General features: G+C 36.6%; 21 protein-coding genes. 10 read left to right on the plus strand and 11 right to left on the minus strand.

The window, feature by feature from the left end:
• The first annotated feature begins 8 nt into the window (after positions 1-8).
• The 8 genes from glgB (at position 9) to apaG (ending at position 11,187) form a co-directional block, all read left to right on the plus strand.
• On the plus strand, positions 9-1,955 hold the full coding sequence (glgB, locus tag MP478_RS06515) for a 1,4-alpha-glucan branching protein GlgB (RefSeq protein WP_257199971.1): 1,947 nt from the start codon (positions 9-11) through the stop codon (positions 1,953-1,955).
• A 2-nt stretch (positions 1,956-1,957) separates the two neighbouring features.
• Positions 1,958-3,364, plus strand: coding sequence for a glycogen synthase (locus tag MP478_RS06520; RefSeq protein WP_257199972.1), 1,407 nt, complete (start codon positions 1,958-1,960; stop codon positions 3,362-3,364).
• Position 3,365: 1 nt separating this feature from the next.
• Positions 3,366-3,650 carry a hypothetical protein gene (locus tag MP478_RS06525; protein ID WP_257188966.1) on the plus strand — a complete coding sequence of 95 codons (285 nt, stop codon included), beginning with the start codon at positions 3,366-3,368 and terminating at the stop codon, positions 3,648-3,650.
• Between the two features lie 292 nt (positions 3,651-3,942).
• The gene (locus tag MP478_RS06530) at positions 3,943-5,211 is read left to right on the plus strand and encodes a glucose-1-phosphate adenylyltransferase (RefSeq protein WP_230035240.1); all 1,269 of its coding nucleotides are present in this window, start codon (positions 3,943-3,945) and stop codon (positions 5,209-5,211) included.
• A gap of 244 nt (positions 5,212-5,455) precedes the next feature.
• On the plus strand, positions 5,456-6,496 hold the full coding sequence (locus MP478_RS06535) for an SRPBCC domain-containing protein (RefSeq protein WP_257199973.1): 1,041 nt from the start codon (positions 5,456-5,458) through the stop codon (positions 6,494-6,496).
• Positions 6,497-6,610: 114 nt separating this feature from the next.
• A complete protein-coding gene (locus MP478_RS06540; RefSeq protein WP_257199974.1) occupies positions 6,611-9,424 on the plus strand; it encodes a 2-oxoglutarate dehydrogenase E1 component in 2,814 nt (937 codons plus the stop codon).
• 38 nt (positions 9,425-9,462) lie between these two features.
• The gene (gene odhB, locus MP478_RS06545) at positions 9,463-10,716 is read left to right on the plus strand and encodes a 2-oxoglutarate dehydrogenase complex dihydrolipoyllysine-residue succinyltransferase (RefSeq protein WP_047490993.1); all 1,254 of its coding nucleotides are present in this window, start codon (positions 9,463-9,465) and stop codon (positions 10,714-10,716) included.
• Positions 10,717-10,812: 96 nt separating this feature from the next.
• On the plus strand, positions 10,813-11,187 hold the full coding sequence (gene apaG / locus MP478_RS06550) for a Co2+/Mg2+ efflux protein ApaG (RefSeq protein WP_230035247.1): 375 nt from the start codon (positions 10,813-10,815) through the stop codon (positions 11,185-11,187).
• A 241-nt stretch (positions 11,188-11,428) separates the two neighbouring features.
• Here the strand turns inward: apaG and MP478_RS06555 are convergent, their stop codons facing one another.
• The 3 genes from MP478_RS06555 to MP478_RS06565 all read right to left on the minus strand — a co-directional run bounded on the left by MP478_RS06555 (position 11,429) and on the right by MP478_RS06565 (position 13,990).
• Positions 11,429-11,986, minus strand: coding sequence for a 3'-5' exonuclease (locus tag MP478_RS06555; RefSeq protein ID WP_257199975.1), 558 nt, complete (start codon positions 11,984-11,986; stop codon positions 11,429-11,431).
• Between the two features lie 129 nt (positions 11,987-12,115).
• Entirely contained in the window at positions 12,116-13,099 is a 984-nt protein-coding gene (locus MP478_RS06560; protein ID WP_257199976.1) for a glycosyltransferase family 2 protein, read from the minus strand.
• 6 nt (positions 13,100-13,105) lie between these two features.
• On the minus strand, positions 13,106-13,990 hold the full coding sequence (locus tag MP478_RS06565; protein ID WP_257199977.1) for a lysophospholipid acyltransferase family protein: 885 nt from the start codon (positions 13,988-13,990) through the stop codon (positions 13,106-13,108).
• A gap of 79 nt (positions 13,991-14,069) precedes the next feature.
• Between MP478_RS06565 and MP478_RS06570 the strand changes: the two genes are divergently transcribed.
• Positions 14,070-14,639, plus strand: a complete 570-nt coding sequence (locus tag MP478_RS06570) for a thioredoxin family protein (protein ID WP_257188963.1) — start codon at positions 14,070-14,072, stop codon at positions 14,637-14,639.
• 120 nt (positions 14,640-14,759) lie between these two features.
• Here the strand turns inward: MP478_RS06570 and MP478_RS06575 are convergent, their stop codons facing one another.
• From MP478_RS06575 to MP478_RS06590, 4 genes are all read right to left on the minus strand, one after another.
• Positions 14,760-16,121, minus strand: a complete 1,362-nt coding sequence (locus MP478_RS06575; protein WP_257188962.1) for an aldehyde dehydrogenase — start codon at positions 16,119-16,121, stop codon at positions 14,760-14,762.
• Between the two features lie 107 nt (positions 16,122-16,228).
• Complete coding sequence (locus MP478_RS06580) at positions 16,229-17,791, minus strand: hypothetical protein (protein ID WP_257199978.1); 1,563 nt, start codon at positions 17,789-17,791, stop codon at positions 16,229-16,231.
• A gap of 370 nt (positions 17,792-18,161) precedes the next feature.
• Entirely contained in the window at positions 18,162-19,208 is a 1,047-nt protein-coding gene (locus MP478_RS06585) for an HlyD family secretion protein (protein ID WP_230035264.1), read from the minus strand.
• Positions 19,209-19,213: 5 nt separating this feature from the next.
• Complete coding sequence (locus tag MP478_RS06590) at positions 19,214-20,545, minus strand: TolC family protein (RefSeq protein WP_257199979.1); 1,332 nt, start codon at positions 20,543-20,545, stop codon at positions 19,214-19,216.
• Between the two features lie 142 nt (positions 20,546-20,687).
• Here MP478_RS06590 and MP478_RS06595 point away from each other — a divergent pair, with 142 nt between their 5' ends.
• On the plus strand, positions 20,688-21,491 hold the full coding sequence (locus tag MP478_RS06595) for an AraC family transcriptional regulator (protein WP_257199980.1): 804 nt from the start codon (positions 20,688-20,690) through the stop codon (positions 21,489-21,491).
• A gap of 127 nt (positions 21,492-21,618) precedes the next feature.
• On the opposite strand, the gene rplI is transcribed toward MP478_RS06595, so the two are convergent.
• The 4 genes from rplI to MP478_RS06615 all read right to left on the minus strand — a co-directional run bounded on the left by rplI (position 21,619) and on the right by MP478_RS06615 (position 24,476).
• Positions 21,619-22,131 (minus strand): 50S ribosomal protein L9, encoded by a 513-nt coding sequence (rplI, locus tag MP478_RS06600; protein ID WP_230035271.1) that lies wholly within the window; start codon positions 22,129-22,131, stop codon positions 21,619-21,621.
• A gap of 181 nt (positions 22,132-22,312) precedes the next feature.
• Positions 22,313-22,615 carry a 30S ribosomal protein S18 gene (rpsR, locus tag MP478_RS06605; protein ID WP_034706728.1) on the minus strand — a complete coding sequence of 101 codons (303 nt, stop codon included), beginning with the start codon at positions 22,613-22,615 and terminating at the stop codon, positions 22,313-22,315.
• Between the two features lie 31 nt (positions 22,616-22,646).
• The gene (gene rpsF, locus MP478_RS06610; RefSeq protein ID WP_047429790.1) at positions 22,647-22,988 is read right to left on the minus strand and encodes a 30S ribosomal protein S6; all 342 of its coding nucleotides are present in this window, start codon (positions 22,986-22,988) and stop codon (positions 22,647-22,649) included.
• A 135-nt stretch (positions 22,989-23,123) separates the two neighbouring features.
• On the minus strand, positions 23,124-24,476 hold the full coding sequence (locus MP478_RS06615; protein WP_257188957.1) for a chloride channel protein: 1,353 nt from the start codon (positions 24,474-24,476) through the stop codon (positions 23,124-23,126).
• Between the last annotated feature and the right edge of the window lie 14 nt (positions 24,477-24,490).

Raw genomic sequence — 24,490 nt, forward strand, 5'->3', positions numbered from 1 at the left:
GGACCTTGATGAATTCTGTTAAAACCTATACACTTTTTACTGATCATGATGTGTATCTTTTCAAAGAAGGTAGGCATTATAAGCTGTATACTAAGTTTGGGTCACATGCTGCGGAAAAAGATGGAGTGAAAGGAATTTATTTTTCAGTCTGGGCTCCCAATGCTAAAAAGGTTTCTGTAATAGGAAACTTTAATAACTGGAACCACAAAGACCATATCCTGTATCCCCGCTGGGATGAATCGGGAATATGGGAAGGGTTTATTGGAGGATTATCCTGGGGAACCCTTTATAAATATGCTGTTGAAACAGAAAGAGGTGAAATCTTAGAAAAGAGTGATCCTTATGCGTTAAGCTGGGAGCAGAATAAACAGGCAGCTTCACTGATATCTACTACCTGGTATGAATGGAATGACCAGGAATGGATGGATAGCCGCTGGCAAAATAACAGCCTGAAAGCTCCCTTATCTGTTTATGAACTCCATCTCGGGTCATGGATGAGGAATGAAGAATATCCTGACCGGTTTTTAAATTACCGGGATATTTCGAAAAAACTTGTTCCTTACATTCTTGAAATGGGCTTTACCCATGTGGAATTTATGCCTGTTATGGAGTATCCGTACGATCCGAGCTGGGGATATCAGATTACCGGTTTCTATGCAGCAACTTCCCGTTTTGGCTCTCCACAGGATCTTATGTATCTTATTGATGAGCTTCACCAAAATGGAATTGGGGTTATCCTGGATTGGGTACCATCTCATTTTCCGGGGGATGCCAACGGACTTCACCGTTTTGATGGATCCTATCTGTATGAGCATGAAGATCCGAGAAAAGGATTTCATCCCGACTGGAAGTCCTATATATTTAATTACGGAAGAAATGAGGTTAAGTCTTTCCTTATTTCCAATGCCATGTTCTGGCTGGACCGTTATCATGCGGACGGATTACGTGTAGATGCGGTAACCTCAATGCTTCATCTGGATTATTCAAGAAACGAAGGAGAATGGGAACCTAATATATATGGCGGTAATGTTAATCTTGAAGCAAAAGCTTTTCTTCAGGAGTTCAACACAGCTGTTTATAAAGAATTTGGCGACCATATTATGACCATAGCTGAGGAAAGCTCAGATTTTCCTATGCTTACTAAACCTGTTCATGATGGTGGTGTAGGCTTCGGAATGAAATGGATGATGGGGTGGATGCATGATACACTGGATTACTTCAAGGAAGATTTTGTCAACAGGAAATTTCATCATCACAAGCTCACCTTTGCTTCAGTGTATATGTTTAACGAAAATTATATGATGCCGCTGTCACATGATGAAGTAGTGCATGGTAAGGCAAGCCTGATTTATAAAATGAGGGGAGATGAGTGGCAGAAGTTTGCGAACCTTCGTACCTTGTATGTGTATATGTTTACCCATCCCGGGGCAAAACTTCTTTTTATGGGGGATGAATTCGGGCAGACCGGTGAATGGAATTTTACCCAAAGTCTGGATTGGCATTTACTGGAATATCCAGTTCATAAAGGATTACAGAAGCTTGTAAAAGAGCTGAATCATTTATATACCACAGAATCTGTCTTTTACGAAAATCAGTTTGATAAAAGTGGTTTTGAATGGGTAGAAGCGGATGATCTTGAAAATTCAGTATATGTATATCTAAGGAAAGGAAAAAGAAAAGATGATGTTTGTATGGTTATTTTAAATCTTGCTCCACAGGTACTGGATTATAAAATAGGGATTCATACAGCAACGCATTGGGAAGTTGTTTTCAACTCCGATAATGAAAAATATAGCGGAAGTGGAGTAGCAGCTGAAATTCTGGATGAGAAGCATGAGGAATGGATGGGACACCCAAAATCATTAACGCTAAAAATCCCTCCGCTGGCTGGAATTATCCTTAGGCAGAAAAAAGATAAAAAGTATAAATTACATAGAATTAAACATAAAAGATAAGAATGGTTGTTTATCATTTAAGTACAGAATGTTATCCTGTAGCAAAAGTGGGAGGTCTGGCGGATGTAGTCGGGGCACTGCCGAAATATCAGAACAAAATAAAAGGCGTAGAAGCTAAGGTAGTAATGCCCTGGTATAATAAATCCTTTGTCTATGATCATGAATTTGATATTGTTTTTGACGGATTTATCCATCAGGGAGAAAATATGCTGCAGGTTCAAATTTTAAAAGAAAAAACCAATGTGCTGGGATTTGAGCTGTATATGGTGAAAATTCCCGGGTTACTGGACAGAGAAAATCCTTATGGATATCAGGATGAGAGTTTTCAGTTTCTTGCCTTTCAGCAGGGAATATTGCATTGGATGTGTGCAATGAAGATCCGCCCGGATGTTCTGCACTGTCATGATTATCACACCGGATTGGTTCCTTTTATGATTGAACACTGTCCGGAATTTCAGTTTTTACAGGGAGTAAAAACCATAGGGACTATTCATAACGGAGAATATCAGGGTATGATGAGCTGGAGTATGGCCAATTATATACCTTCTTTTGATATGTACAAATGGGGGCTGATGGATTGGAACGGGCTGATCAATCCTCTGGCCAGTATGATTAAATGTTCCACTGCTTTTACTACCGTTTCCGAGGGATATCTGGAAGAACTTTTTATCAGCTTCCGTGGACTGGAAAGTCTGGTGCGTCAGGAATTTGGTAAAGCATACGGAATTATTAACGGTATTGATACCGAAGTATGGAATCCTGAAACAGATCCTATGCTGGATTTTAATTTCAATATAAAAAATGCAGTTGACCAAAAGAAAAAAAGCAAAGAAAAACTGTGTAAAGAATATGGTTTAAAACCTGAGCTGCCTTTGTTTGCTTTCATTGGTAGGTTTGCTACGGAAAAAGGCGCAGATTTGCTGCCCGATGTTGTCTGGAAAAGCATTAAACAGAGCTATGGAGCTTTAAATATTATGATTCTTGGATCCGGAAACTCCTATATTGAAAATAAGCTGAAAGAGTATGAATACACCTATACCAATTTTGCTTTGGATCTAGGGTATAAAGAACATCTTTCCCATAAGATCTATGCATCGGCGGACTTTTTACTCATGCCGTCGCGGGTAGAGCCATGTGGACTGAACCAAATGTACTCTATGAGATATGGAACAGTGCCGGTGGTAAGGTATACCGGAGGGCTCAGAGATACTGTGGAAGATATTTCTACCGGCGGAGCAGGACTCAATTTCACCTATGCCGGGGTAGATGATATTGTACATGCGATGAATAGGGCTATGGGAATCTATAATCAAAAAGGCGTCATGAAAGATCTTATTCACGCCAACATGAATTTTGACTTTTCATGGGAGAAATCTGCGGAAAAATACATAGCTTTATATAACAACTGATATGATAAGGGGTTTTCTTTTTGTATTTCTGATTAGTCTTGTTTCCTGTAAAATAAAAAATACTAACGCTTATTCAAAAGAAAATAATACCTACCGGGACAGCTCTTATTATACAATTATAAGCTATGGTTATCCAAATTTGGAAAGGCTGGCACTTATGGAAATAATTTCAGAAAAATGGAAAATAAGGAATATAGAAGCTGCTGGTTGTGAAGTTACCAAAGAATTGATGGATAATGCTGATGCCGAAAATAAAAAAACATATGCAGCCATAGAAAAGAAATAGGGTAAAGGCTGGAGAGAAAGATATGAAAAAGATCTGGAAGAGGCAGCAATGAAGCAAGCTGACATAATGGACATTTTAATTACTAATAAAGTCTTCAGAGCACAGCTTAAAAAGGGTAATATAGCAATTGACGGAATTTATAAAGACGTAAAACAACTGAAGGATTCCGAAATATATGAGACAGCATATATGGATATACTGAAGACAATAAGAGAATTAATTGTTGTACATTACATATAGACACCAAAAATAAAACTGTATATTTAATAAAATAAAAACACGCAAGATAATTATGAATCGAAATGTAATCTCCATCGTTTTAGGAGGCGGCAGAGGGACAAGATTATTCCCGTTAACGTATACAAGATCAAAACCGGCAGTTCCTATTGCCGGGAAATACAGGCTTGTAGATATTCCCATTTCAAACTGCCTGAATTCGGGACTGAATAAAATCCTGGTTTTAACTCAGTTTAATTCAGCATCTTTAAATTCACATATCAAGAATTCCTATCATTTTGATATTTTTAGTAAGGGATTTGTTGATATTCTGGCAGCCGAACAAAATGTGGAAAATGAAAGCTGGTATCAGGGAACAGCAGACGCCGTACGCCAGTCTATGAAGCATCTTGAAAAATATGACTATGACTATATCTTAATACTTTCAGGAGACCAGCTTTACCAGATGGATTTCCGGGAAATGCTGAATTTTCATATCGAAAACGGAGGTGACCTTACCATTGCTACCATTCCTGTGAATGCTAAAGATGCAACAGGTTTTGGGATCTTAAAATCTGATGACGAAGGAAATATTACTTCCTTTTATGAAAAACCGGACTATGATATGCTGGATGGACTGAAATCTGAAGTTTCGGACGAAAATAAGCACAATGGAAAAGAATTCCTGGCTTCTATGGGAATTTATATTTTTACCAAGACCATTCTTAAAAAAATGTTTGATGAAGGGGCAGGAGATGATTTCGGAAAAGATATCATTCCAAGCTCAATAGGAAAATATAAAACCCTGAGCTATCAATATGAAGGGTACTGGACAGATATAGGAACAATAGAGTCTTTCTACGAAGCCAATCTGGATCTTTGTCAGGACTTTCCGCAGTTCAACCTTTTCTCATCTTCTCCTATATACACCAGAGCAAGGATGCTTCCGCCATCAAAAATTAATGGTTCTTACGTAAGCAAAGCCGTATTTGGAGATGGATGTATCATCATGGCTGACAAAATTGAAAACTCTGTCATTGGAAACAGAACAAGGATAGACAAAGGAAGTACCATTGTGAATTCTTACGTGATGGGAGCTGATTTCTATCAGAATACCAAAGAAATTGTAATAAACGACAGGAAAGGACGTCCGAATATGGGAATAGGGAAGTATTGCTATATTGAAAAGGCAATCCTGGACAAAAACTGCCATATCGGGGACAATGTGAAAATCATAGGAGGGAAACATCTTCCGGATGGTGATTATGAAACCCATTCTGTACAGGATGGTATTGTAGTAGTGAAAAAAGGAGCTGTATTGCCTCCGGGAACACATATAGGATAATAAGTGAGAAAGAATAAAGCTTGAAGAGAGAAGTTAATCAACTGAAAGAGTAAATGAAAGTCAATTGTATTGGTTAAATTTATTCGATCAGTTTTACTGATTTTTATTAAAGAATGAGTAGTAACTGTTAGCCAAACAGTGATTTCCAGCTTTCTCTAGTCCTTGATAGGTTAATTATTGTTAAACATACAACTAGAGTGATCAGCATATTGGTCACTTTTTTTATTTGTATTACTTTTGCGTGATGCGTATTTTTAAGATCTTAGCTTTTATTATTGTTCTTTTAGGGGGAGCTTATGCTGCCTCCATGTACTATTTCGTGGATGAAAGTAAAAACTTCACCATTGAAAAAGAAGTTGATTATCCTGTAGATAAGGTTTTTGGACAGTTTAATAATCTTCAGCATTTTACCCGGTGGAACAATTATTTCACCAGTTCACAGTCTATGGATATAGATTATTATATGCCTTATGAAGGACAGGGAAGTGCCATCAGCTATGTAGATCCCAAGAATGATACCAGTGGAGAAATGTTCATCAGGTATGAAAATCCTAATAAGACTTTGAGATACCAGCTTTTTGAAGATGAAAATGAAAATCCGACTCTGGTGGATGTTAAATTTAAACCTGTATCAGCTGAAAAAACAAAAATCATATGGTACGTGCATACCCCCAAACTTTCTGTATGGAAAAGAGTAGGTAATTTTTGGACGGAAGACAGATTTGCTGAGAATATCACCAAAAGTATGGTGAATTTAAAGAATGTTTTAGGAAATAAAGTGGAGAAAGACAATCAGATGGCTGCCATAAAATATGACAGTCTGATGGTTGAAAATGAAGAAGATAAATTGCTGCTGGGTATCAATGTGAGCACCTCCAACAAAAAAGATGCACTCTACAGAAATATCGTTATGAATTATAACAAAATGTATAATTTCGTAACCATGGATCTTGGCAAAAAAGACGATGAATTCGGGTACCCTATCTTAATGACAGATGCAGATAATTATAAAGACAAAGAAGTTTCTTACTTTCTGGGGATCCCACTTTCTAAAAAAATTGGAGTAACAGACAATAATTTCAGCTTCAGAACCGTAAATCCGTCACAAAATTATGTCATGTACTACAAAGGGAGCTATGAAGGGAGAATTAAGGCCATTCAGCAGCTGATCCAGAAAGCAAAGAAAGATGAGATGCGTTTTGGGGATATTCGTCAGACTTTCATTGAACGTCCGATGGAAGGACAGGAGGTAAACATGAAGCTCTCATTATCAGTCTATAAATGATTTTTGTTTTCTTAATTTTTTTTAACGGTCTGAGACTGTTCTAAGTCGGTTTTTTTTATTAAATTTGAAGATTAATTCTACAAATAAATTTTAATAAATAGATAAACTGTAATAATGGACAGATTTTCATTCCTAAACGCAGCTCATTCTCAGTTAATTGAGGATTTATACCAACAGTACTTAAAATTCCCGGATTCTTTAGAACCATCATGGAAAGCCTTCTTTCAAGGCTTCGATTTTGCTTTGGAGAACTACGGTGATGACGATAACATCCAATTTACTCAGGCTTCGGCCAACGCTGCTCCTGCAGTACAACAGATTTCTCAGGCAGTATCAAATGGAGAGGTTCCTGAGCACATCAAAAAGGAATTTAAGGTGGTAAACCTTATTGAGGCCTACAGAACAAGAGGGCACTTGTTCACAAAAACAAATCCTGTAAGAGAAAGAAGACACTATACTCCTACTTTAGATATCGAAAACTTCGGTCTTACTAAAGAGGATTTAAATACAAAATTCAACTGTGCTGTAGAAACAGGAATGAAAGAACCTGCTACCTTAGCAGATTTGATCAAGCATTTGGAAAATATCTACTGCGATTCTATCGGGGTAGAATATACCTACATCAACAATGTTGAAGAAAAAGATTTTATTAAAAAATGGCTTCAGGTTAATGAAAACCATCCAAGCCTTTCTGCGAATGAAAAAACAGAAATCTTATTAAAATTAAATCAGGCGGTTGCGTTTGAAAACTATCTTCACACAAAATTTGTGGGACAAAAAAGATTCTCACTGGAAGGAGGGGAATCGTTGATTCCTGCATTAGACCAACTGATCTCCAGATCTTCCCAATTAGGGGTAGATGAGGTAGTCTTAGGAATGGCACACAGAGGAAGATTAAATGTTTTGTCTAATATTTTCGGAAAATCTTATAAACAAATCTTTTCAGAATTTGAAGGAAAAGAATTTGAAGAAGATGTATTCTCCGGTGACGTTAAATATCACTTAGGATCATCTAAAAAAATTAAAACAGCTTCAGGAGAAGAAGTGTGTATCAACCTGACTCCAAACCCGTCTCACCTGGAAACAGTAGCGGCTCTTGTAGAAGGAATCTGCCGTGCAAAAGTAGATGATAAATACAAAGACTATTCTAAAGTTTTACCAATCATCATTCACGGTGACGGAGCTATTGCAGGCCAGGGTATTGCTTATGAAGTAGCACAGATGATGACACTGGAAGGATATAAAACAGGAGGAACTGTTCATATCGTTGTCAATAACCAGGTGTCTTTCACCACAAACTTCCTTGATGCCAGATCTTCAACATACTGTACAGACATTGCAAAAGTTACAGAATCTCCTGTAATGCACGTAAATGCTGACGATGCTGAAGCGGTAGTTCATGCCATCCATTTTGCTGCTGATTTCAGAGCTAAATTTGGAAAAGATGTGTATATCGACCTTTTAGGATATAGAAAATATGGTCATAACGAAGGGGATGAGCCAAGATTTACACAGCCTAATCTGTACAAAGCGATTTCCAAGCATCAGAACCCAAGAGAAATTTATAAAGACAAATTAATCCAGGACAGCGTAATCTCTAACGATATCATCAAAAAGATGGAGGTAGACTTCAAAGCTTTATTAGATAAAGATTTTGATGCTTCTAAAGAGATCGAGAAAAACGTTATGGATTTATTCATGGCGGAAGACTGGATGAACTATCCTATCGGAAAGAGAGGTGTAGTTCAGACGCCGGTGGATACCAAATATGATATCACTAAGCTGAAAGAATTGGCTCTTAAAATGTCAACACTTCCTGCAGATAAAAAATTCATCAATAAAATTACAAGACTTTTCGAAAACCGTATCAAAGCGATTGAAGGAAACTCTTTAGACTGGGCAGTAGGAGAATGGTTAGCATATGCTACACTTCTAGTAGAAGGGCATAATGTAAGAATCTCCGGAGAAGATGTTGAAAGAGGTACATTCTCTCACAGACATGCTGTAGTAAAAACCGAAGATACAGAAGAAGAATATATCCCGTTAAGACACGTATCAGAAAGCAGATTTGATGTATTCAATTCTCACCTTTCAGAATATGGAGTTTTAGGTTTCGATTACGGATATGCGATGGCTTCTCCTAATACATTAACCATCTGGGAAGCTCAGTTTGGTGACTTCGTAAACGGAGCTCAGATTATCGTTGACCAGTATCTTGCGGCAGCAGAAGAAAAATGGAAATTACAAAACGGATTGGTCATGTTATTACCTCACGGTTCGGAAGGACAAGGTGCGGAGCACTCTTCAGCAAGGCTGGAAAGATTCTTAACACTTTGTGCTAACGAAAATATGGTAGTTGCTAATATTACTTCACCAGCCAACTACTTCCACTTATTGAGAAGACAGTTGAAGTGGGCATTCAGAAAACCATTGATCGTAATGAGCCCTAAATCTTTATTGAGACACCCGAAAGTGGTTTCTCCTCTTGAAGATTTTGCAAACGGTTCATTCCAGCCAATCTTAGACGATCCTACAGCAGATCCTAAAAAAGTAGAAAAATTAGTTCTTTGCTCAGGTAAACTGTACTTCGAATTATTAGCGAAGAAAGAAGAACTGAACTGTGAGAATATTGCATTAGTAAGATTTGAACAGCTATATCCGCTTCAGACAGATGCTATCGAAGCGATCTTCAACAAATACAGCAATAAAACACAGTTGGTTTGGGCTCAGGAAGAACCTGAAAATATGGGAACTTGGTCTTATATCCTGAGAAACTTCAGAGATACAGGAATTCAGGTAGTATCTCCTGTACCAAGTGGTGCTCCGGCCCCAGGTAGCCACAAAATGTTTGAGAAAAACCAAAATGCAGTGATCAACAGAGTTTTTGATAGAGATGATGCTCCTGCAAAAAGACCTGTTACAGCTTAATTAAAATAATATCCATTAAAAAATAAAAAATACTCGATATGTCAGTTTTAGAAATGAAAGTTCCTTCACCGGGAGAATCCATTACAGAAGTTGAAATTGCAACTTGGCTTGTAAAAGATGGTGATTATGTAGAAAAAGATCAACCTATCGCTGAAGTAGACTCAGACAAGGCAACTCTTGAATTACCTGCAGAGCAAAGTGGTATCATCACTTTAAAAGCAGAAGAAGGAGATGTAGTACAAGTAGGTCAGGTTGTTTGTTTAATTGATATGGATGCTGCAAGACCAGAAGGAAATGCTCCTGCTGCTGAAGCTCCAAAGCAAGAAGAAGCTCCTAAAGCTGCTGAACCGGCTAAACAGGAAGCACCAAAACCAGCAGCTCCGGTTGCTGCTCCACAAACTTATGCCACAGGAGCTCCATCTCCGGCTGCTAAGAAAATCCTTGACGAAAAAGGAATTAATGCAGGGCAGGTTTCAGGAAGCGGAAGAGACGGAAGAATCACTAAAACTGATGCTGAATTGGCTGCAGTTCCTGCATTAGGAGGAAGTCCTCTTACTGCTACTGGAGCAAGATCTACAACCACAACAAAGCTTTCTGTTCTTAGAAGAAAAATCGCTCAAAGATTGGTTTCTGTAAAGAATGAAACTGCGATGTTAACCACTTTCAACGAAGTTGACATGTCTGAAATTTTCAGATTAAGAAAGCAATATAAAGAAGAATTTGCTCAAAAACACGGAGTGGGACTTGGTTTTATGTCTTTCTTCACTAAAGCTGTTACAAGAGCATTGGAAATGTATCCGGATGTAAATGCATCTATTGATGGAGATTTCAAAATAAACTATGATTTCTGTGATATTTCAATTGCAGTTTCTGGCCCTAAAGGATTAATGGTTCCTGTATTGAGAAATGCAGAAAACATGACTTTCAGTGGAGTTGAGGCTAACATCAAAGATCTTGCTACAAAAGTAAGAGATGGGAAAATTACCGTAGATGAAATGACTGGTGGTACATTTACAATCACTAATGGGGGTACATTTGGATCTATGTTGTCTACACCAATCATCAACCCTCCTCAATCTGCAATCTTAGGAATGCACAACATCATCCAGAGACCGGTTGCTGTTGACGGACAGGTTGTTATCAGACCAATGATGTATGTAGCAATGTCTTATGACCACAGAATTATTGACGGAAAAGAATCTGTAGGATTCCTTGTAGCCGTGAAAGAAGGTATCGACAATCCTGTTGCAGTATTAATGGGAGGTGACGAAAGAAAAGGCCTTGGATTATAAGCTTTAATAAAATTATAATAGAAATATATGATCTCGCCTTAAAAAAGGCGAGATTTTTGTATTTGTTAAGAAAATACTACAATGATGTTCTCAAAAATGACTTCTAATATCAAAGTTTCAGTAATACCTGAATATGATAGTAAAAACAGTTTTCCATCCGAGAACCGTTATGTTTTCAAGTATAATATTACGATAGAAAATGACGGAAGCTTTCCTATCAAAGTACTTAAAAGAAAATGGTTAATTTTTGATGTAGGTTTTGGATATACTGAGATTATAGGTGACGGAGTAATTGGATTAACTCCGGAAATAGAAAATGGCGAAAATTTCGCTTATTTCTCAAATGTAATGCTTCGGTCCGGTGTCGGGAATATGAGCGGAAAATACCAGGTTAAAAATCTGGAGACCCAGGAGATTTTTGAGATAGATATCCCAAAATTCAATCTGCTCTCTGAAGTTTTAAGTAACTAAAAATTATTCTTTAATCAATTGATGCTAATACCACTTTGAGATTTTACTTCCATAAAGTAGCCCCCTTTTAGCAGGTTAGAGACATTGATTTTAGAATCAGAAGGGTTTTGAAGGATGAATTTTCTTTCAGCATATAGACTTTTAAATACTCTTTACTATCCGTAAGTTTATATGATTTGTCTGTGCATACAGTAAAGGTATCATTGAAAAATAAAAAATTAAAAGGTTTTAGTTTTTAAAACTATAGTTTCTTGATATATTTTTTCAATACAGATTCATCTATTTCCTCATTGCTGGTGATAATTAATCTTTCAAATGCCAGCAAGGATATTTTTGCACAAACTTCAGCATCAGCTCCAGCCCTGTGGTGATTAAAATTGATCTGGTGGTATTCTGCCAGAGGTTTCAGCCCATATTTGGGAAGGTAATTCCATGATTTTTTTGCCAGCTGTATGCTGCACAAATAGTTTAATTTTGGAGGAAACATCCCGTAATGTTCAAAACAGCCTCTTAAAACCGAAGCATCAAAACTGGCATTATGGGCAATCATCAATGTTCCGTACATTAAATCCTGGGCTTCATGCCAAATTTCATCAAAAGTAGGAGCATTCTTTACATCTTCGGGCTGTATACCATGTACAGCAACATTGAATTTGTTAAAATAGGGAAAACTGGGAGGTTTTATCAGCCAGGTTCTCGTTTCTACAATTTTAGAATCCTGTACCACGCAGATTCCCATCTCACATGCTGAGCTTTTCTCATGAGTTGCCGTTTCAAAATCTATTGCACAGAAATCCATTTAAATAATTTGATATTTTAAGTTTAAGGTTTGAATTGAGTGAAAAGGTATAAATTTTTTTGATAGTATAATAGTAACCTTTAATATGACAGATATTGGTATTTAATTAAACCGGCCATATGCAAACTGCTATCTATTCTTTCCACCTAAAAAATGGGTAAAGATTAGCCATTTTGATTGATAAAACTTATCTTTCTGGTGTTTCTGGCGCAGTTTCCAGGTTCCCGGAAGCTGACCGTAAAAACCAAAATGAGCCCTTACTACTGCCCACAGATGAGGAAACCCATGCTTTAATCCGAAATAAATTCCTGCAGCACCATCCAGACAAAGCCGGAAGAATATCAGCAAGATCAGTCTCGGAAAAGGAAGGTTTTTAAGCATCATTGAAAGATTATTTCTGATGTTCAGGTAAGTCTTTTGAGCACTCTGCTTATTAAGTGTTCCACCACCTATGTGATAGACCCTGGATTTTCCTGTATAAAAGATCTTTTTTCCAGAGTTAATGAGTCTCCAGCATAAATCAATTTCTTCCTGATGGGCAAAAAATCTTTCATCAAAACCATGTTGTTCCCAGAAATCTTTTGAGCGGATAAAAAAGCAGCATCCTGAAGCCCAGAAAATCTCTGTTTCATCATCATATTGGCCTTTATCTTCTTCAAGATCATCAAATACCCTTCCTCTGCAGTAAGGATAACCCAGATTATCAATCAGACCACCTCCGGCACCGGCAAATTCAAAATAGTTTTTGTCACTATAGGATAATATTTTAGGCTGAACAGCTGAAATATCAGAATTCTTTTCCAGTATCTCCAATACAGGTTCTATCCAGTTCTCAGTAACTTCTACATCAGAGTTGAGCAGACAGTAATAGTCATTTTTTATTTCCTTTAAACCCTCATTATAACCTCCTGCAAAACCATGATTTTTATGATTTTTAACGATCTTTACTGTTGGAAAATGAGTAGTTAGAAATTCTACAGAATCGTCTGTCGAAAGGTTATCAATGACGTAAATATCTGCATTTTGAGAAAATTGAACCACATTCGGTAGAAATTTTTCAAGCCAGTTTTTGCCGTTCCAGTTTAAGATAGCAACTGCCAGTTTTTTCTGCATGTATATCTATTTTTTTTCAGAATCAAAAGTTTTGATAGAATCCTGATATTTCCACTTTCTGTGAGACCAAAGATAATTATCCGGATGTTTGTGTAACGTGTTTTCCAACAATTTATGGAACTTTTTTACCACTTCGTGTTCTACAAACTTTTCATTATCCGGGTATATTCTGTGATAGTTGACCTGATAATAGCCTCGCTTTACCTTCTTCATTTCGCAATAGATAAAAGCAAGATCCATTCTTGTTGCCAGCTTGTCATATCCTACAAAAACAGGAGTCCTTTGATTCAGAAATTCCAATCCATAATTGACATGGGAAGAATGAGGGGTTTGATCTGCTACAAACATGTAGATGGAGTTCCCGTCATTTTTATTTCTGAAAATATTAAGGATCACTTCATTGGCTTCCAGTGCCTCATTACCGAACTTGTTACGCACTTTTCTCATCTGGTTTTCCCAGAAGTCACTATTCACTTTTCTGTAAACCGGATGACAGTGTTCCTGGGGAACAATCTTTGCCAATGCATTAATCCATTCCCAGTTGAAAACATGCCCTGCCAGCAGAATGATATTTTTACCCTCCTTCTGAACTTCATGAAAAACATCCTGATTAATGTGCTGCATTCTTACCCTGGCCTCTGTTTCAGAGATGCTGAAAGATTTTATGGTCTCTACAAGATAGTCTGAGAAATTCCGGTAAAACATTTTGCGTATTTTTCCAATCTCCTCTTCAGATTTATCAGGAAAAGAGTTCTTTAGATTTTGAGTAATCACATTCTTTCTGTAACCTACCAGATAATAGTTTAAGAAGAACATAACATCCGAAAAAATGTATAATACTTTAAGCGGAAGTTTGGAAATGAAATATAATATTTTGATCAGGTAATTCATAAAACACGCAAATTTAGTGATAATAAAATTATGGTTCTATTTTTGCAGATGGATAATATTATTTTTTTATTTTTATGTTATGAAAAAAATAGCAATATTGGCTTTTCTGGGATTAAGTATTTTCGCTTTTTCACAGGATGTAAATAATTTACCGGATAAAGGTAAACGGAAAACAGCTCTTATAGTTCCTACAGAACAAAAAGAACTGGAAGCGAAGAAAAAGGCAGCTGAGGAGAAAGCAAAGCTTCCTAAGCCTTATAATCCTAAAGCTGACGCTCAGGCAGATATTAATAAACTGGTGGCGCAAGCTAAGAAAGAAGGCAAAAATATTATAATTCAGGCAGGAGGAAACTGGTGTATCTGGTGTCTCCGTTTTAATAATTTTGTACAGACTACCCCTGAATTAAAAGAAATTGTAGATAAAAAATATCTATATTATCACCTGAACTATTCTCCGGATAATAAAAATGAAAAAGTTTTTGCTCAATATGATAATCCTGGTGAAAAATTTGGGTACCCGGTATTTATTGTACTTGATAAAAATGGAAAGATGATTAAAGTTCAGCAGAGCGATGTCTTTGAAGATGGAAAAGGATATAGTAAAGAAAAGGTTAAAGATTTTTTCAATACCTGGGCTCCTAAAGGATAAAATTAAAAGAAGCTGTTTCAATAATGAAGCAGCTTCTTTATTTTTGACAGACTCTGTGACGATTAAAGTTACGAATGTTTAAAAGTAACTATAAAGATAATTAAGATAATCCTCAAAATATTATAAAAACCTTTTAATCCAGCTTAATTTTTTCTCAGAATAAGGTGGATATTTAATATTAGGTTCGCCCCAGGTGGTTTTTTCCAAAACAGATTTCTGATGTGAAAAAGCTTCAAAACCGAACTTTCCGTGATAATTTCCTATCCCTGAATTTCCCACTCCTCCAAACGGAAGGTTGTCATTACTTAAATGCATCACGGTATCATTGATGCATCCGCCTCCAAAGGAAAGTTTCCTGGTGAACAGCTCTTTTTCTTCTGTATTATTGGTAAAAAGATAGGCAGCAAGAGGTTTTTCCAGTTCGGTAATAGCATTAAGAGCTGAGTTAAAGTTCTGAAAACTGATAACCGGAAGAATAGGGCCAAAAATTTCTTCCTGCATACTATTTTCGTTCCAGTCTATATTATTAAGAATGGTGGGTTCTATATACAGTTTTTCTTCATCGAAATGACCTCCGTAATATATTTTCTCCGGATTGATAAGTTTGATCAGACGCTGAAAATTCCTTCGGTTAATAATTCTTGTATACTGCTCTGAATCCGGTTCGTACTTAAATTCTTTGATATATTTTCTGAGCATTTCCAGAAACTGCTCCTGTACAGATTCTTCAAGGAGCAAATAATCCGGGGCTACACAGGTTTGTCCGGCATTCAGAAACTTTCCCCATACAATTCTTTTGGCGGCAACTTCAAGATTGGCCTCTTTGGTTACAATAGCCGGAGATTTTCCTCCCAATTCAAGGACTACAGGAGTTAAATGCCCGGCAGCAGCTTTATAGATGATCTTTCCAACTTGAGTACTTCCTGTAAAAAATATTTTATCAAACTTTAATTGTAAAAGAGCTGTTGTTTCATCAATACCGCCTTCATATACATACAGATAGTCAGAAGGAAAGTTTTCATTGATGATGGCAGCCATTGCCTTCATCGTATTTTCTGCTATTTCGCTGGGCTTTAAAATACAACAGTTGCCGGCAGCAATGGCCGCAATAAGAGGGGAGAGCGACAGCTGATAAGGATAATTCCAGGCACCTATAACCAATATACATCCCAATGGATCTGAATAGATTCTGCTGCTTCCAAGCTGATTGACAAGATTGGTGCCTGCTTTCTTAGGTTTAGAAAGGGACTTCAGGTTTTTTAAATAATAGTCAATATCCTTTAGTAAAAAAGAGAGCTCTGTAGTAAATGTATCAAATTTAGACTTTCCAAAATCTTTGTGAATAGCTTCATATAGCAAACCTTCATGGGTGATGATAAGATTCCGAAGCTTTTCAAGATACATTTTCCGGAAGGCAATATTCTTGGTTTGCTGTGTTTTAAAAAAATCCTTTTGTCCTAATAAAATCTTTTCAATTTCCATACTATGCTTTGTATTTTAAACGTAGATATTTGTTCAGTATTGTTGTTGAAACAATGAACAATAAACTGGCCAAAGTAGTGTGGGCTAAGCTCTGTTTTTTTACAGCATTACATAATATTTCTCACAGCTATTTTTACGGGGTGGTAAAGCAGTAAAAGAAGGGCTGTTATTAAAGCCAGCCAGAATAATCCGGTAAAAATTTCCATATTGGAAAGAAGAATAGACTGGGCTGTTATTTTTGCTTTAAAAGCTCCTGCAGTTATCGATAGGGATTCATTGACCGGAAGTTTTGAAATTTGAGTTCCGAAAACCTGATTCCATTGGCTGTAAAAGATAGGATTGGTATCAGTAAGGTTAGAGCTGAGCGTATCGGAATGTTTTAACGTTAAAAAGAACATTAGATTCTGCATTAAAGCATATCCTATAGCCGTTGTCCAGAACCTCGTTGTTGTACCTAAAGCTGTTGCATTGTTTACATATTCTTCCGGCATTCCGGAGATTAAAAAGAAAACCAGAGGGGTAAACAGCAATCCCTGGGCAACTCCCTGAAGAAATAAAGGTGGACAGATAGTGGCAAGGCTAGTGTCCGGATAAAAAGTATAGGTAAACCATGCACAATCCACTGCCAACAACATAAATCCTGTAAAGAAAACGATTCGGGACGATACTCCCCGCATCAGGCAGATTCCTGATAAAAATACACCCAATAATGTTCCTGCAACATTCCAGTACTGGATATTGACAATATAATCCCAGGGCCATTTCCAGACCGTTGCCATTATGCTGTATACATTATTTAAGCCTGAACGGATCAAATAAAAAATGAAAAACAGGATCATTCCTGCAATGACATTTTTTGAACTGAAGACTTCAAAATGAAAGAGCGGTCTTTTTGAATTTCTTTGTTTCAACATAAATAACCCTCCGGAAACTAGAAATATGAATAAACACATGATAATGGTATCAGATTCAAACCACATCAGTCTTTTTCCGTAGATAATGGCATAGCCTCCGGATTGCAGACAGACCCACAGTAAAAACCAACTTGGAATATCCAGCTGATATAAAGGTTTTTTAGGGAAAAAGCGGTTTCTGTTGAAAATAGCAATTCCGATGATCAGAACAAAAACATGGAAATAAACCATCATTAAAACCATATGCTGAAAATTATAGTTTTCAATGCTTGATTTTAATAAGGTCGTGGTTACCGTTCCTCCTGTCAGCATAATAGAATACATAAAGAGGTAAGCAAATACTTTGGCATGTTTTGTTTTTAATTCTGCTATGATCAGCGGCAGGAAAATAGCTCCTTCCAATAGTCCGAAAATTCCTTCCAGAAACCGTATCACCAGAATGATATGATAATCATTGGTGACTGATAAAATGTAAAGAATGATTACAGAAATGGAAGACATCAGCAGAACATAATATTTCACACTGAAATAAGCCATAAATCGCTGTAAAACTAAAAGGGTAACCACAAATGTCCCATACATCAAAATCATTAAGTATTGGATGTCGTCTGAATCTACATCCATAAAAGAAGATGTGAAAGCGCTGTTAGAATGTAACAGTGATAACAACATCAGGTGGGGAAACAATGCCAGTACGAGGAGTGGCAGTTTCAGCCATTGTGGTACCCATTTATGATAAACTGTATTATGTTGCATAGTATAGTAGAAACTAAGAAAGATGAACCTGTTTTTAGTTGGGATAAAAAGCGAAAAGACAAAAGAGCAATGGTGTAAAAGTAAAAGGTAAAATGACAAATAGGCCAAAAAAAATGAGCTGATCTGTAATTTTTGCAGTCTTGCCTTTTCGCTAAAAAAAATCTAACATTAATTTGAAAATTTGAAAATTTGAAAATTTGATGATCTGAAAATAAAAAGAATTATAATTTTACACTCTAATACTCTAATACTCTAATACTCTAATACTCTAATACTCTAATACTCTAATACTCTAATACTCTAATACTCTAATACTCTAATACTCTAATACTCTAATACTCTAATACTCTCAAACACAAAAACTCTCAAACTATATCTTCTTCGCACTTACCAGGACATTCATTCCGGAAAGCAGCTTTTCATTGTCTTTATTGTTGTTAAGAATAATTTTCACGGGAAATCTCTGTTCAATTTTCACAAAGTTTCCGGTAGCATTGTCGGGCTTTACCAGAGAAAATTGAGATCCTGATGCCGGTGAAACAGAAACAACCCTTCCTTTGAATTCAATATCAGGATAGGCATCGGCCGTAATGATCACTTCCTGTTTCTGGTCAATTTGCCCAAGCTGGGTTTCTTTATAGTTGGCAATGATCCACTTTTCCTTGCTTACCATCTGTACCAAAGCCTGGCCCTCCTTGATCAGCTGACCTTCCTGAATTGTTTTTTTACCTACCCATCCGTCATAAGGTGCCGTGATTACCGTGTAGGAGAGAAAAAGCTTAGCGTTGTTCAGATTGGCAGAACTCTGCTGGATCTGGCTTTTGGCTGGAGCAACTTTGGTCTGTTGTTCATTGGCTCCTGCTCTCACAGCATTTTTCTGCTGATCCAATGCCATAAGGTTTGCCTTAGCCTGCTCATAAGAAGCCTTTACGTTTTCAAATTCCTGTTCTGTAGCGGCATCTTCTGATAGCAGGTTTTTATATCGTTTATAATCTTGCTCGGTTCTCCAGATATCAATTCTTGCTGAAGCTATTTTGGCATCTATGATTTTGGTATCACTTTCTTTAGTATTTACACCACTTTGAATGGTTGCAATATTTTCAGTAGTGGTATGGAGATTGGCTTCTGCTACCTTTACCTGGTTTACAAATTCCCTGTTATCTATAATAATTAATGTATCACCCTTATGAACAAATTGATTTTCCTTGAACCTGATTATTTTTATAAATCCTGAAACTTTACTGGATACAGGAGTAATATATTGCTCGATTTGAGCATCATTGGTGGTTACATTTTTCCTTGAAAACAGATAAAAACTTACCATTCCTGTAATTCCGCTGATGATCAGGATCCAGGCTAGCAGAGTAATGGTCCTGTTGATTCTTTTTTCCTTTTGTGTCAGTACTTTCTTTGCCATAGTTTTTATAAGTTTCCAATCGTATATTGGAGTTGGTAGTATTTTAATTGTCGGTTAATTTTTACAGAAATAAGATTAGATTCAGCTTCCAGATAGGTGTTGTCGGCATCTATGAGTTCTGTGATCAGGCTTAATTTATTGGCATATTTTGTTCTTACAATACGGTAATTTTCTTTAGCCTGATCAATGGCCTCTTCAGCTATTTTTACTTTCTGGTCGGTTTCTTCAAACTTTTTATAGGCTTCATATACACTGTGCCGGATCTTCTCGTCGTTTTCCTCAATCTGGAGTTTGGCAAGGTCAATATTCTCTTTGGCTTCCTGCATTTTGTATTTATTTTTATACAGATTTTCAATAGGATAGGTAAGGTTCATTCCAATCATTCCCAAACGGTAGGCATAAGGCTCGGGAGGAAAAAACATCATATTCGGATATTTTAAGAAATATTCTCCACCTGCTGTAATTTTAGGTAAATAATTGGCTTTAGTGATCTTCCGGTCGAGTTCTTTTAAAGAAAGATTCTTATGTGTAATGTCTACAGACTCATTTTTATGCAAAGCAGTTTCGGTAAGCTCTTCAACATAGGGAATAGCTACTTTTTCTGAGATCAGGTCCTTTGTGTCTACATGCATTTCCTGGTTTTCCGGAAGAGAAAGTATGGTTTTCAGCTTATGCTCTGCAATCTGAATATCATTATCAAGTTCCGTCCAGCTCATTTTATGGTTAGATAGTTGTAAAGAAGTTCTCAATACTTCATTTACGGTAACTACACCATTGGCCTTTAATGCTTTTACCTGCCTGATATTTACAGAATCCTCTTTCATTTTGTCATTGATAAGACTTTGCTGCTCTTTTAAATGGTGAATCTGTAGAAAAGCGGTAATAATCTCCATAGTAAGCTGTCTTTCATCCAGATGTGTTCTCAAAGCTGAAATTTCAGTATCAATAGCTGCTTTCTTTTCAGTATTTTTTATTTTTCCTCCCATATATACAGGGATTGAAGCTGATAAAGTAAAATCGTACATTCCGTTGATAACATCATATTTTGTAGCTTCATTGAATACGCCATTTTGATGCTGAAAAAGATTGGTCACCTGATTATAGCTGGTGTGAAACTCAATGTCCGGAAGCTTTTCCATTTTAAGATCTTTCTCTTTGGTAACAGACATTTCCTGTTTTAAATGACTTATCAGAATGTTCTTGTTGTTTTTCAGCCCAATGCCTACAGCATCCTGCAAATTGAGATGGCGGTAATCGATCACTTGTGTATGTAAAAGATTGCTTGTCAATAATAAGCACAACGCGATGCATTGATATTTACATGCGTTAAATATCATATTCATAATTTATTTAAAGGATTTTTGCTAAAATGATTTTGATGCAGCAAAGTTACGGCGACAGGCATATGACCCTATTTGTGAAAACAGAAAAAGATTTGTTCATTTACGCCAATTTAATTTTTCTTCTTACCTTTACCTCATGAATGACAGCCATTTTAAGGCAGTAGAAGAAGAAGATGCCGAATTTTACATATATCACGTGCTCACAGGAGATGTCACAACAGAAATACACTATCACAGTTCAGCACAGTTGATCTATGCTGAAGGAGGTATTGTTCATGTTTTTACAGATCAGAAACACTGGTATCTACCGGCAAGGTGTTTTATGTGGATTCCGGCAGGAACACCGCATTATATTTTTTCAACCAGTCCGAAAGTGGATCTTTATAATTTTTATTTTAAAAAAGAGGTGGATGAAAATGGCCGTTTTAATGAAATTAATATCTATTCCGTTAATAACTTAGCTCGGGAAATGATTTTATATACAAAAGAATGGGATGGGAAAATCACAAAAAATAACGGATCTAAATATAATTTTCTTAAAGCTTTAAAAGGTGTTTTTTTAGAAAAAATGGATGAAAAACTGGCTTTCCCGGTTCAGCATCCTTTTCCTAAAGATGAAACATTGCTGAAAATTGCAAAATACATTCATGCCAATCTTGAAAAACCCCTTACTATTGAATCTACAGCCAAAGAATTCGGAATGAGCACAAGAACCCTTTCCAGGAAATTTAAAGAGATTCTAGGGATGAATTATGTCCGTTTTTTAAGAGCTTTAAGGATCACCCGCTCCCTTGAACTTATGCTGGAAGGAAAATACAATATGTATGAAATAGCGATGATGGTTGGCTACAATAGCTTATCTTCTTTCAGCAATATCTTCAAAAAAATAATAGGGGTACCTCCTACGGAATATCAGCAGAAACTGAGAGGTGACAGGTAAGTAACGTAAAGTGGAAGCATCTTGGATATGAATACATAGAGATTATATGCAGAGCAATAAGGAAATATATATTGTACAAAAAAACCACTTCAGATGAAGTGGTTCAGTATATTTTGAAAATAGCTTATTAAGCTTCTTCTTCAGTTTTAGGAGCTTCCTTCTTTGCAGGAGCCGGAGCTGCTGGAGCAGGAGGAGCGTCAGAAACGATATCGAATTCAAAATTGTATTCAACGTTTCTGTGTAGTCTGATATTAGCCGTAACTTTACCAGTTCTTTTAATAGTGTTTCCTGGGATTTTGATGTATTTCTTCTCTACAGAAACTCCAGCCTTAGCAAGAGCAGCAGAAAGATCTCCATTGTTGATAGATCCGAATAATTTGTCACCAGAACCTACTTTTGCAGGAATAGTAATAGAAGTTTTCTTTAATTGATCTACTACACCGTTAGCAGCAGCAATTAATTTAGCTTCTTCTTCTTTTCTAGCTTCCAAAGTAGCCTCTAGAGCTGCTTTGTTTTTAGGAGTAGCTAAAAGAGCAATTCCTTGAGGAAGTAAGAAGTTTCTGGCATAACCAGGTTTTACACTTACTGTATCAAACTCAAGTCCTAAGTTTTCTACGTCTTTTTTTAGAATGATATCCATTGTTGTTGTCCGTTTTTTAGTTTTAGAGAAAAGAACAAAGAAAAAAGAAAAAAGACTGATGTCTTAGAAATTATTTCTTTCCTTTAATCTAAAAATCGTTAGAATTAATTATTTATTCAGCAACTTAAAAAAAGAGAAAATGACCGAAGCCTTTTCTCTCTCTTCTTGTTTCTTTTGTATCTTACTTTAATAAGTCAGCTACGTAAGGTAATAAAGATAAGTGTCTTGCTCTTTTAATAGCAGCAGAAACTTTTCTTTGATATTTTAAAGAAGTACCAGTGTATCTTCTTGGTAAAATTTTACCTTGCTCGTTAACGAACTGTAATAAGAAATCAGCATCTTTGTAATCAACATGCTTAATTCCGTATTTTTTGAATCTACAATATTTCTTTTCAGATTTTGTATTGATATCAAGCGGAGTAAGGAATTTTACTTCTGATTCTCCTCCAGCTGAGGCTTGTTTAGCCATTTCATCTATTGCCATGTCTTGTCTTTTTAAAAAATAGGGTTAATAATTAAGCTTTAGCTGCTTTTACTTTAGTTCTTCTAGTTACAGCGTACTCAACAGCATGTTTGTCAAGTTTTGTAGTAAGGTAACGGATTACTCTCTCGTCACGCTTAAATGCTAATTCTAAATCAGCTACTACAGTACCTTCTCCTTTGAATTCGATTAAAGTATAGAACCCGTTCTTTTTCAATTGGATAGGGTAAGCTAATTTTTTTAATCCCCAGTTTTCTTTAGCAACGATTTCGCAGTTCTTTTCTTTGATAAGATCTACATACTTGTTCACTGCTTCCTCTACCTGTGACTCAGATAGAACGGGAGTTAAAATGAAAACAGTTTCGTAATTGTTCATAATGTTAAATGAATTTGTTAATTATTTCGAGGTGCAAAATTAGAGAATATATTTATAATATACAATAGTAGTGGTGAAATAATTGGGAATTGAAAATTGTAATGTGCGGAAAATTGGAATAGAATCTAACCCAAACTAATCCTTTTCTCTGATTTCCGTTAAAAAATTTACCTTCAGTATATCATACAGCGAATGTCTGCTTACCAAAATAGAGGCAATAGAAGATACCATTCCCGCAAGCATTAAATGAAAAATCAATGAATGCCTGTCGGTCATTTCCAGAACAATAATTGCTGAAGTAAATGGGGCTCTTGTAATCCCCGTTAGAAAAGCAACCATTCCGGCGAGAATCACCACATTGGTTTCGTTGGGGGTGAGATGGATAGCTCCTGAGATTACAGAACCTATACTTGCACCTGCGGTGAGAGCAGGTGCGAAAATACCGCCTGCACCTCCTGATGTAAAAGACAGGGCTGGACCAAGCATTCTTAAAATCGGCACATACCAGTCTTCATGTTTATCTTTGGTGAAAAGAACACGCTCCATAATCTCTTTTCCGGAACCCAGAATTTCCCTGTTGATAAAGTAAGCAATAGAGGCAATAACCAGGGCGCAAATGATCAGGAACAGAACAGTGGCTTTATCTGTTTTCAGTTTTTTCTTTTTCCAGCCATTGATTCTGAGCATGATAACGGAAAGCTGGCTTGCCAGAATACCTGCAGTTCCTGCAACAAGTACAATGGGGAACATAATGAGCAAAGAAACATCATGCGTTTTAGGATACCCTAAATAGAGATAAGATCCAGCCAATGTCTGGGCGGTAAGGCCTGCAATAATAACGGCTGTAAATAAAGCCGTTTTAAAATAATTGATATGGGTTTTTGAAAGTTCTTCTACTGCAAATACAATTCCTCCCAACGGAGTATTAAAAGCGGCAGCAAGTCCTGCAGCAGCTCCGGTCATGATCATATTTTTTTTGGAGATCTTTGGCCACCATTCAGGAAGGTATTCATTTACTTTTCTGAAAACAGAACCTGCAATCTGAATTGTAGGACCCTCACGTCCTACAGCACCTCCGCCAATTACTAAAATGACGGAAGATAGAATTTTGAAAAAAATAATTTTAAGACTTAAAAGGCTTCTGATCTTTTTATGTTCCTTCGGATTGGCAAGTTCTACAGCTGCCATTACCTGTGGAATACCACTTCCTTTAGCATTGGGTGCAAATTCCTTTACCAGCCACCAGGAAAGTACAAATCCAGCAGGTGCTATAATAAAGATCATCCATGCATGCCAGTCAAAAATAAGATTCATCAGGTTTTCACCCCATGCAAATATTTTGGCATACAATACAGCAAAAAATCCGGTAATAACAGATCCTATCCAAAAGGGAATGGCTTGAAGCAGATTATATTTTAGCTGCTCATTTCGAATATTGTCAAAAGATTTTTTAACGGATCTCCGTATAAAAGCAAGGATTTTCAGCATTTGTCTATTTTCTG

This window comes from Chryseobacterium sp. WG14, assembly GCF_024586945.1.
Taxonomy (GTDB): domain Bacteria; phylum Bacteroidota; class Bacteroidia; order Flavobacteriales; family Weeksellaceae; genus Chryseobacterium.

Bases quoted from the DNA above. Each gene is read 5' to 3' on its own strand.
- glgB (WP_257199971.1), top strand. From the start codon at position 9: ATGAATTCTGTTAAAACCTATACACTTTTTACTGATCATGATGTGTAT.
- MP478_RS06520 (WP_257199972.1), top strand. From the start codon at position 1,958: ATGGTTGTTTATCATTTAAGTACAGAATGTTATCCTGTAGCAAAAGTG.
- MP478_RS06525 (WP_257188966.1), top strand. From the start codon at position 3,366: ATGATAAGGGGTTTTCTTTTTGTATTTCTGATTAGTCTTGTTTCCTGT.
- MP478_RS06530 (WP_230035240.1), top strand. From the start codon at position 3,943: ATGAATCGAAATGTAATCTCCATCGTTTTAGGAGGCGGCAGAGGGACA.
- MP478_RS06535 (WP_257199973.1), top strand. From the start codon at position 5,456: ATGCGTATTTTTAAGATCTTAGCTTTTATTATTGTTCTTTTAGGGGGA.
- MP478_RS06540 (WP_257199974.1), top strand. From the start codon at position 6,611: ATGGACAGATTTTCATTCCTAAACGCAGCTCATTCTCAGTTAATTGAG.
- odhB (WP_047490993.1), top strand. From the start codon at position 9,463: ATGTCAGTTTTAGAAATGAAAGTTCCTTCACCGGGAGAATCCATTACA.
- apaG (WP_230035247.1), top strand. From the start codon at position 10,813: ATGACTTCTAATATCAAAGTTTCAGTAATACCTGAATATGATAGTAAA.
- MP478_RS06555 (WP_257199975.1), bottom strand. From the start codon at position 11,986: ATGGATTTCTGTGCAATAGATTTTGAAACGGCAACTCATGAGAAAAGC.
- MP478_RS06560 (WP_257199976.1), bottom strand. From the start codon at position 13,099: ATGCAGAAAAAACTGGCAGTTGCTATCTTAAACTGGAACGGCAAAAAC.
- MP478_RS06565 (WP_257199977.1), bottom strand. From the start codon at position 13,990: ATGAATTACCTGATCAAAATATTATATTTCATTTCCAAACTTCCGCTT.
- MP478_RS06570 (WP_257188963.1), top strand. From the start codon at position 14,070: ATGAAAAAAATAGCAATATTGGCTTTTCTGGGATTAAGTATTTTCGCT.
- MP478_RS06575 (WP_257188962.1), bottom strand. From the start codon at position 16,121: ATGGAAATTGAAAAGATTTTATTAGGACAAAAGGATTTTTTTAAAACA.
- MP478_RS06580 (WP_257199978.1), bottom strand. From the start codon at position 17,791: ATGCAACATAATACAGTTTATCATAAATGGGTACCACAATGGCTGAAA.
- MP478_RS06585 (WP_230035264.1), bottom strand. From the start codon at position 19,208: ATGGCAAAGAAAGTACTGACACAAAAGGAAAAAAGAATCAACAGGACC.
- MP478_RS06590 (WP_257199979.1), bottom strand. From the start codon at position 20,545: ATGATATTTAACGCATGTAAATATCAATGCATCGCGTTGTGCTTATTA.
- MP478_RS06595 (WP_257199980.1), top strand. From the start codon at position 20,688: ATGAATGACAGCCATTTTAAGGCAGTAGAAGAAGAAGATGCCGAATTT.
- rplI (WP_230035271.1), bottom strand. From the start codon at position 22,131: ATGGATATCATTCTAAAAAAAGACGTAGAAAACTTAGGACTTGAGTTT.
- rpsR (WP_034706728.1), bottom strand. From the start codon at position 22,615: ATGGCAATAGATGAAATGGCTAAACAAGCCTCAGCTGGAGGAGAATCA.
- rpsF (WP_047429790.1), bottom strand. From the start codon at position 22,988: ATGAACAATTACGAAACTGTTTTCATTTTAACTCCCGTTCTATCTGAG.
- MP478_RS06615 (WP_257188957.1), bottom strand. From the start codon at position 24,476: ATGCTGAAAATCCTTGCTTTTATACGGAGATCCGTTAAAAAATCTTTT.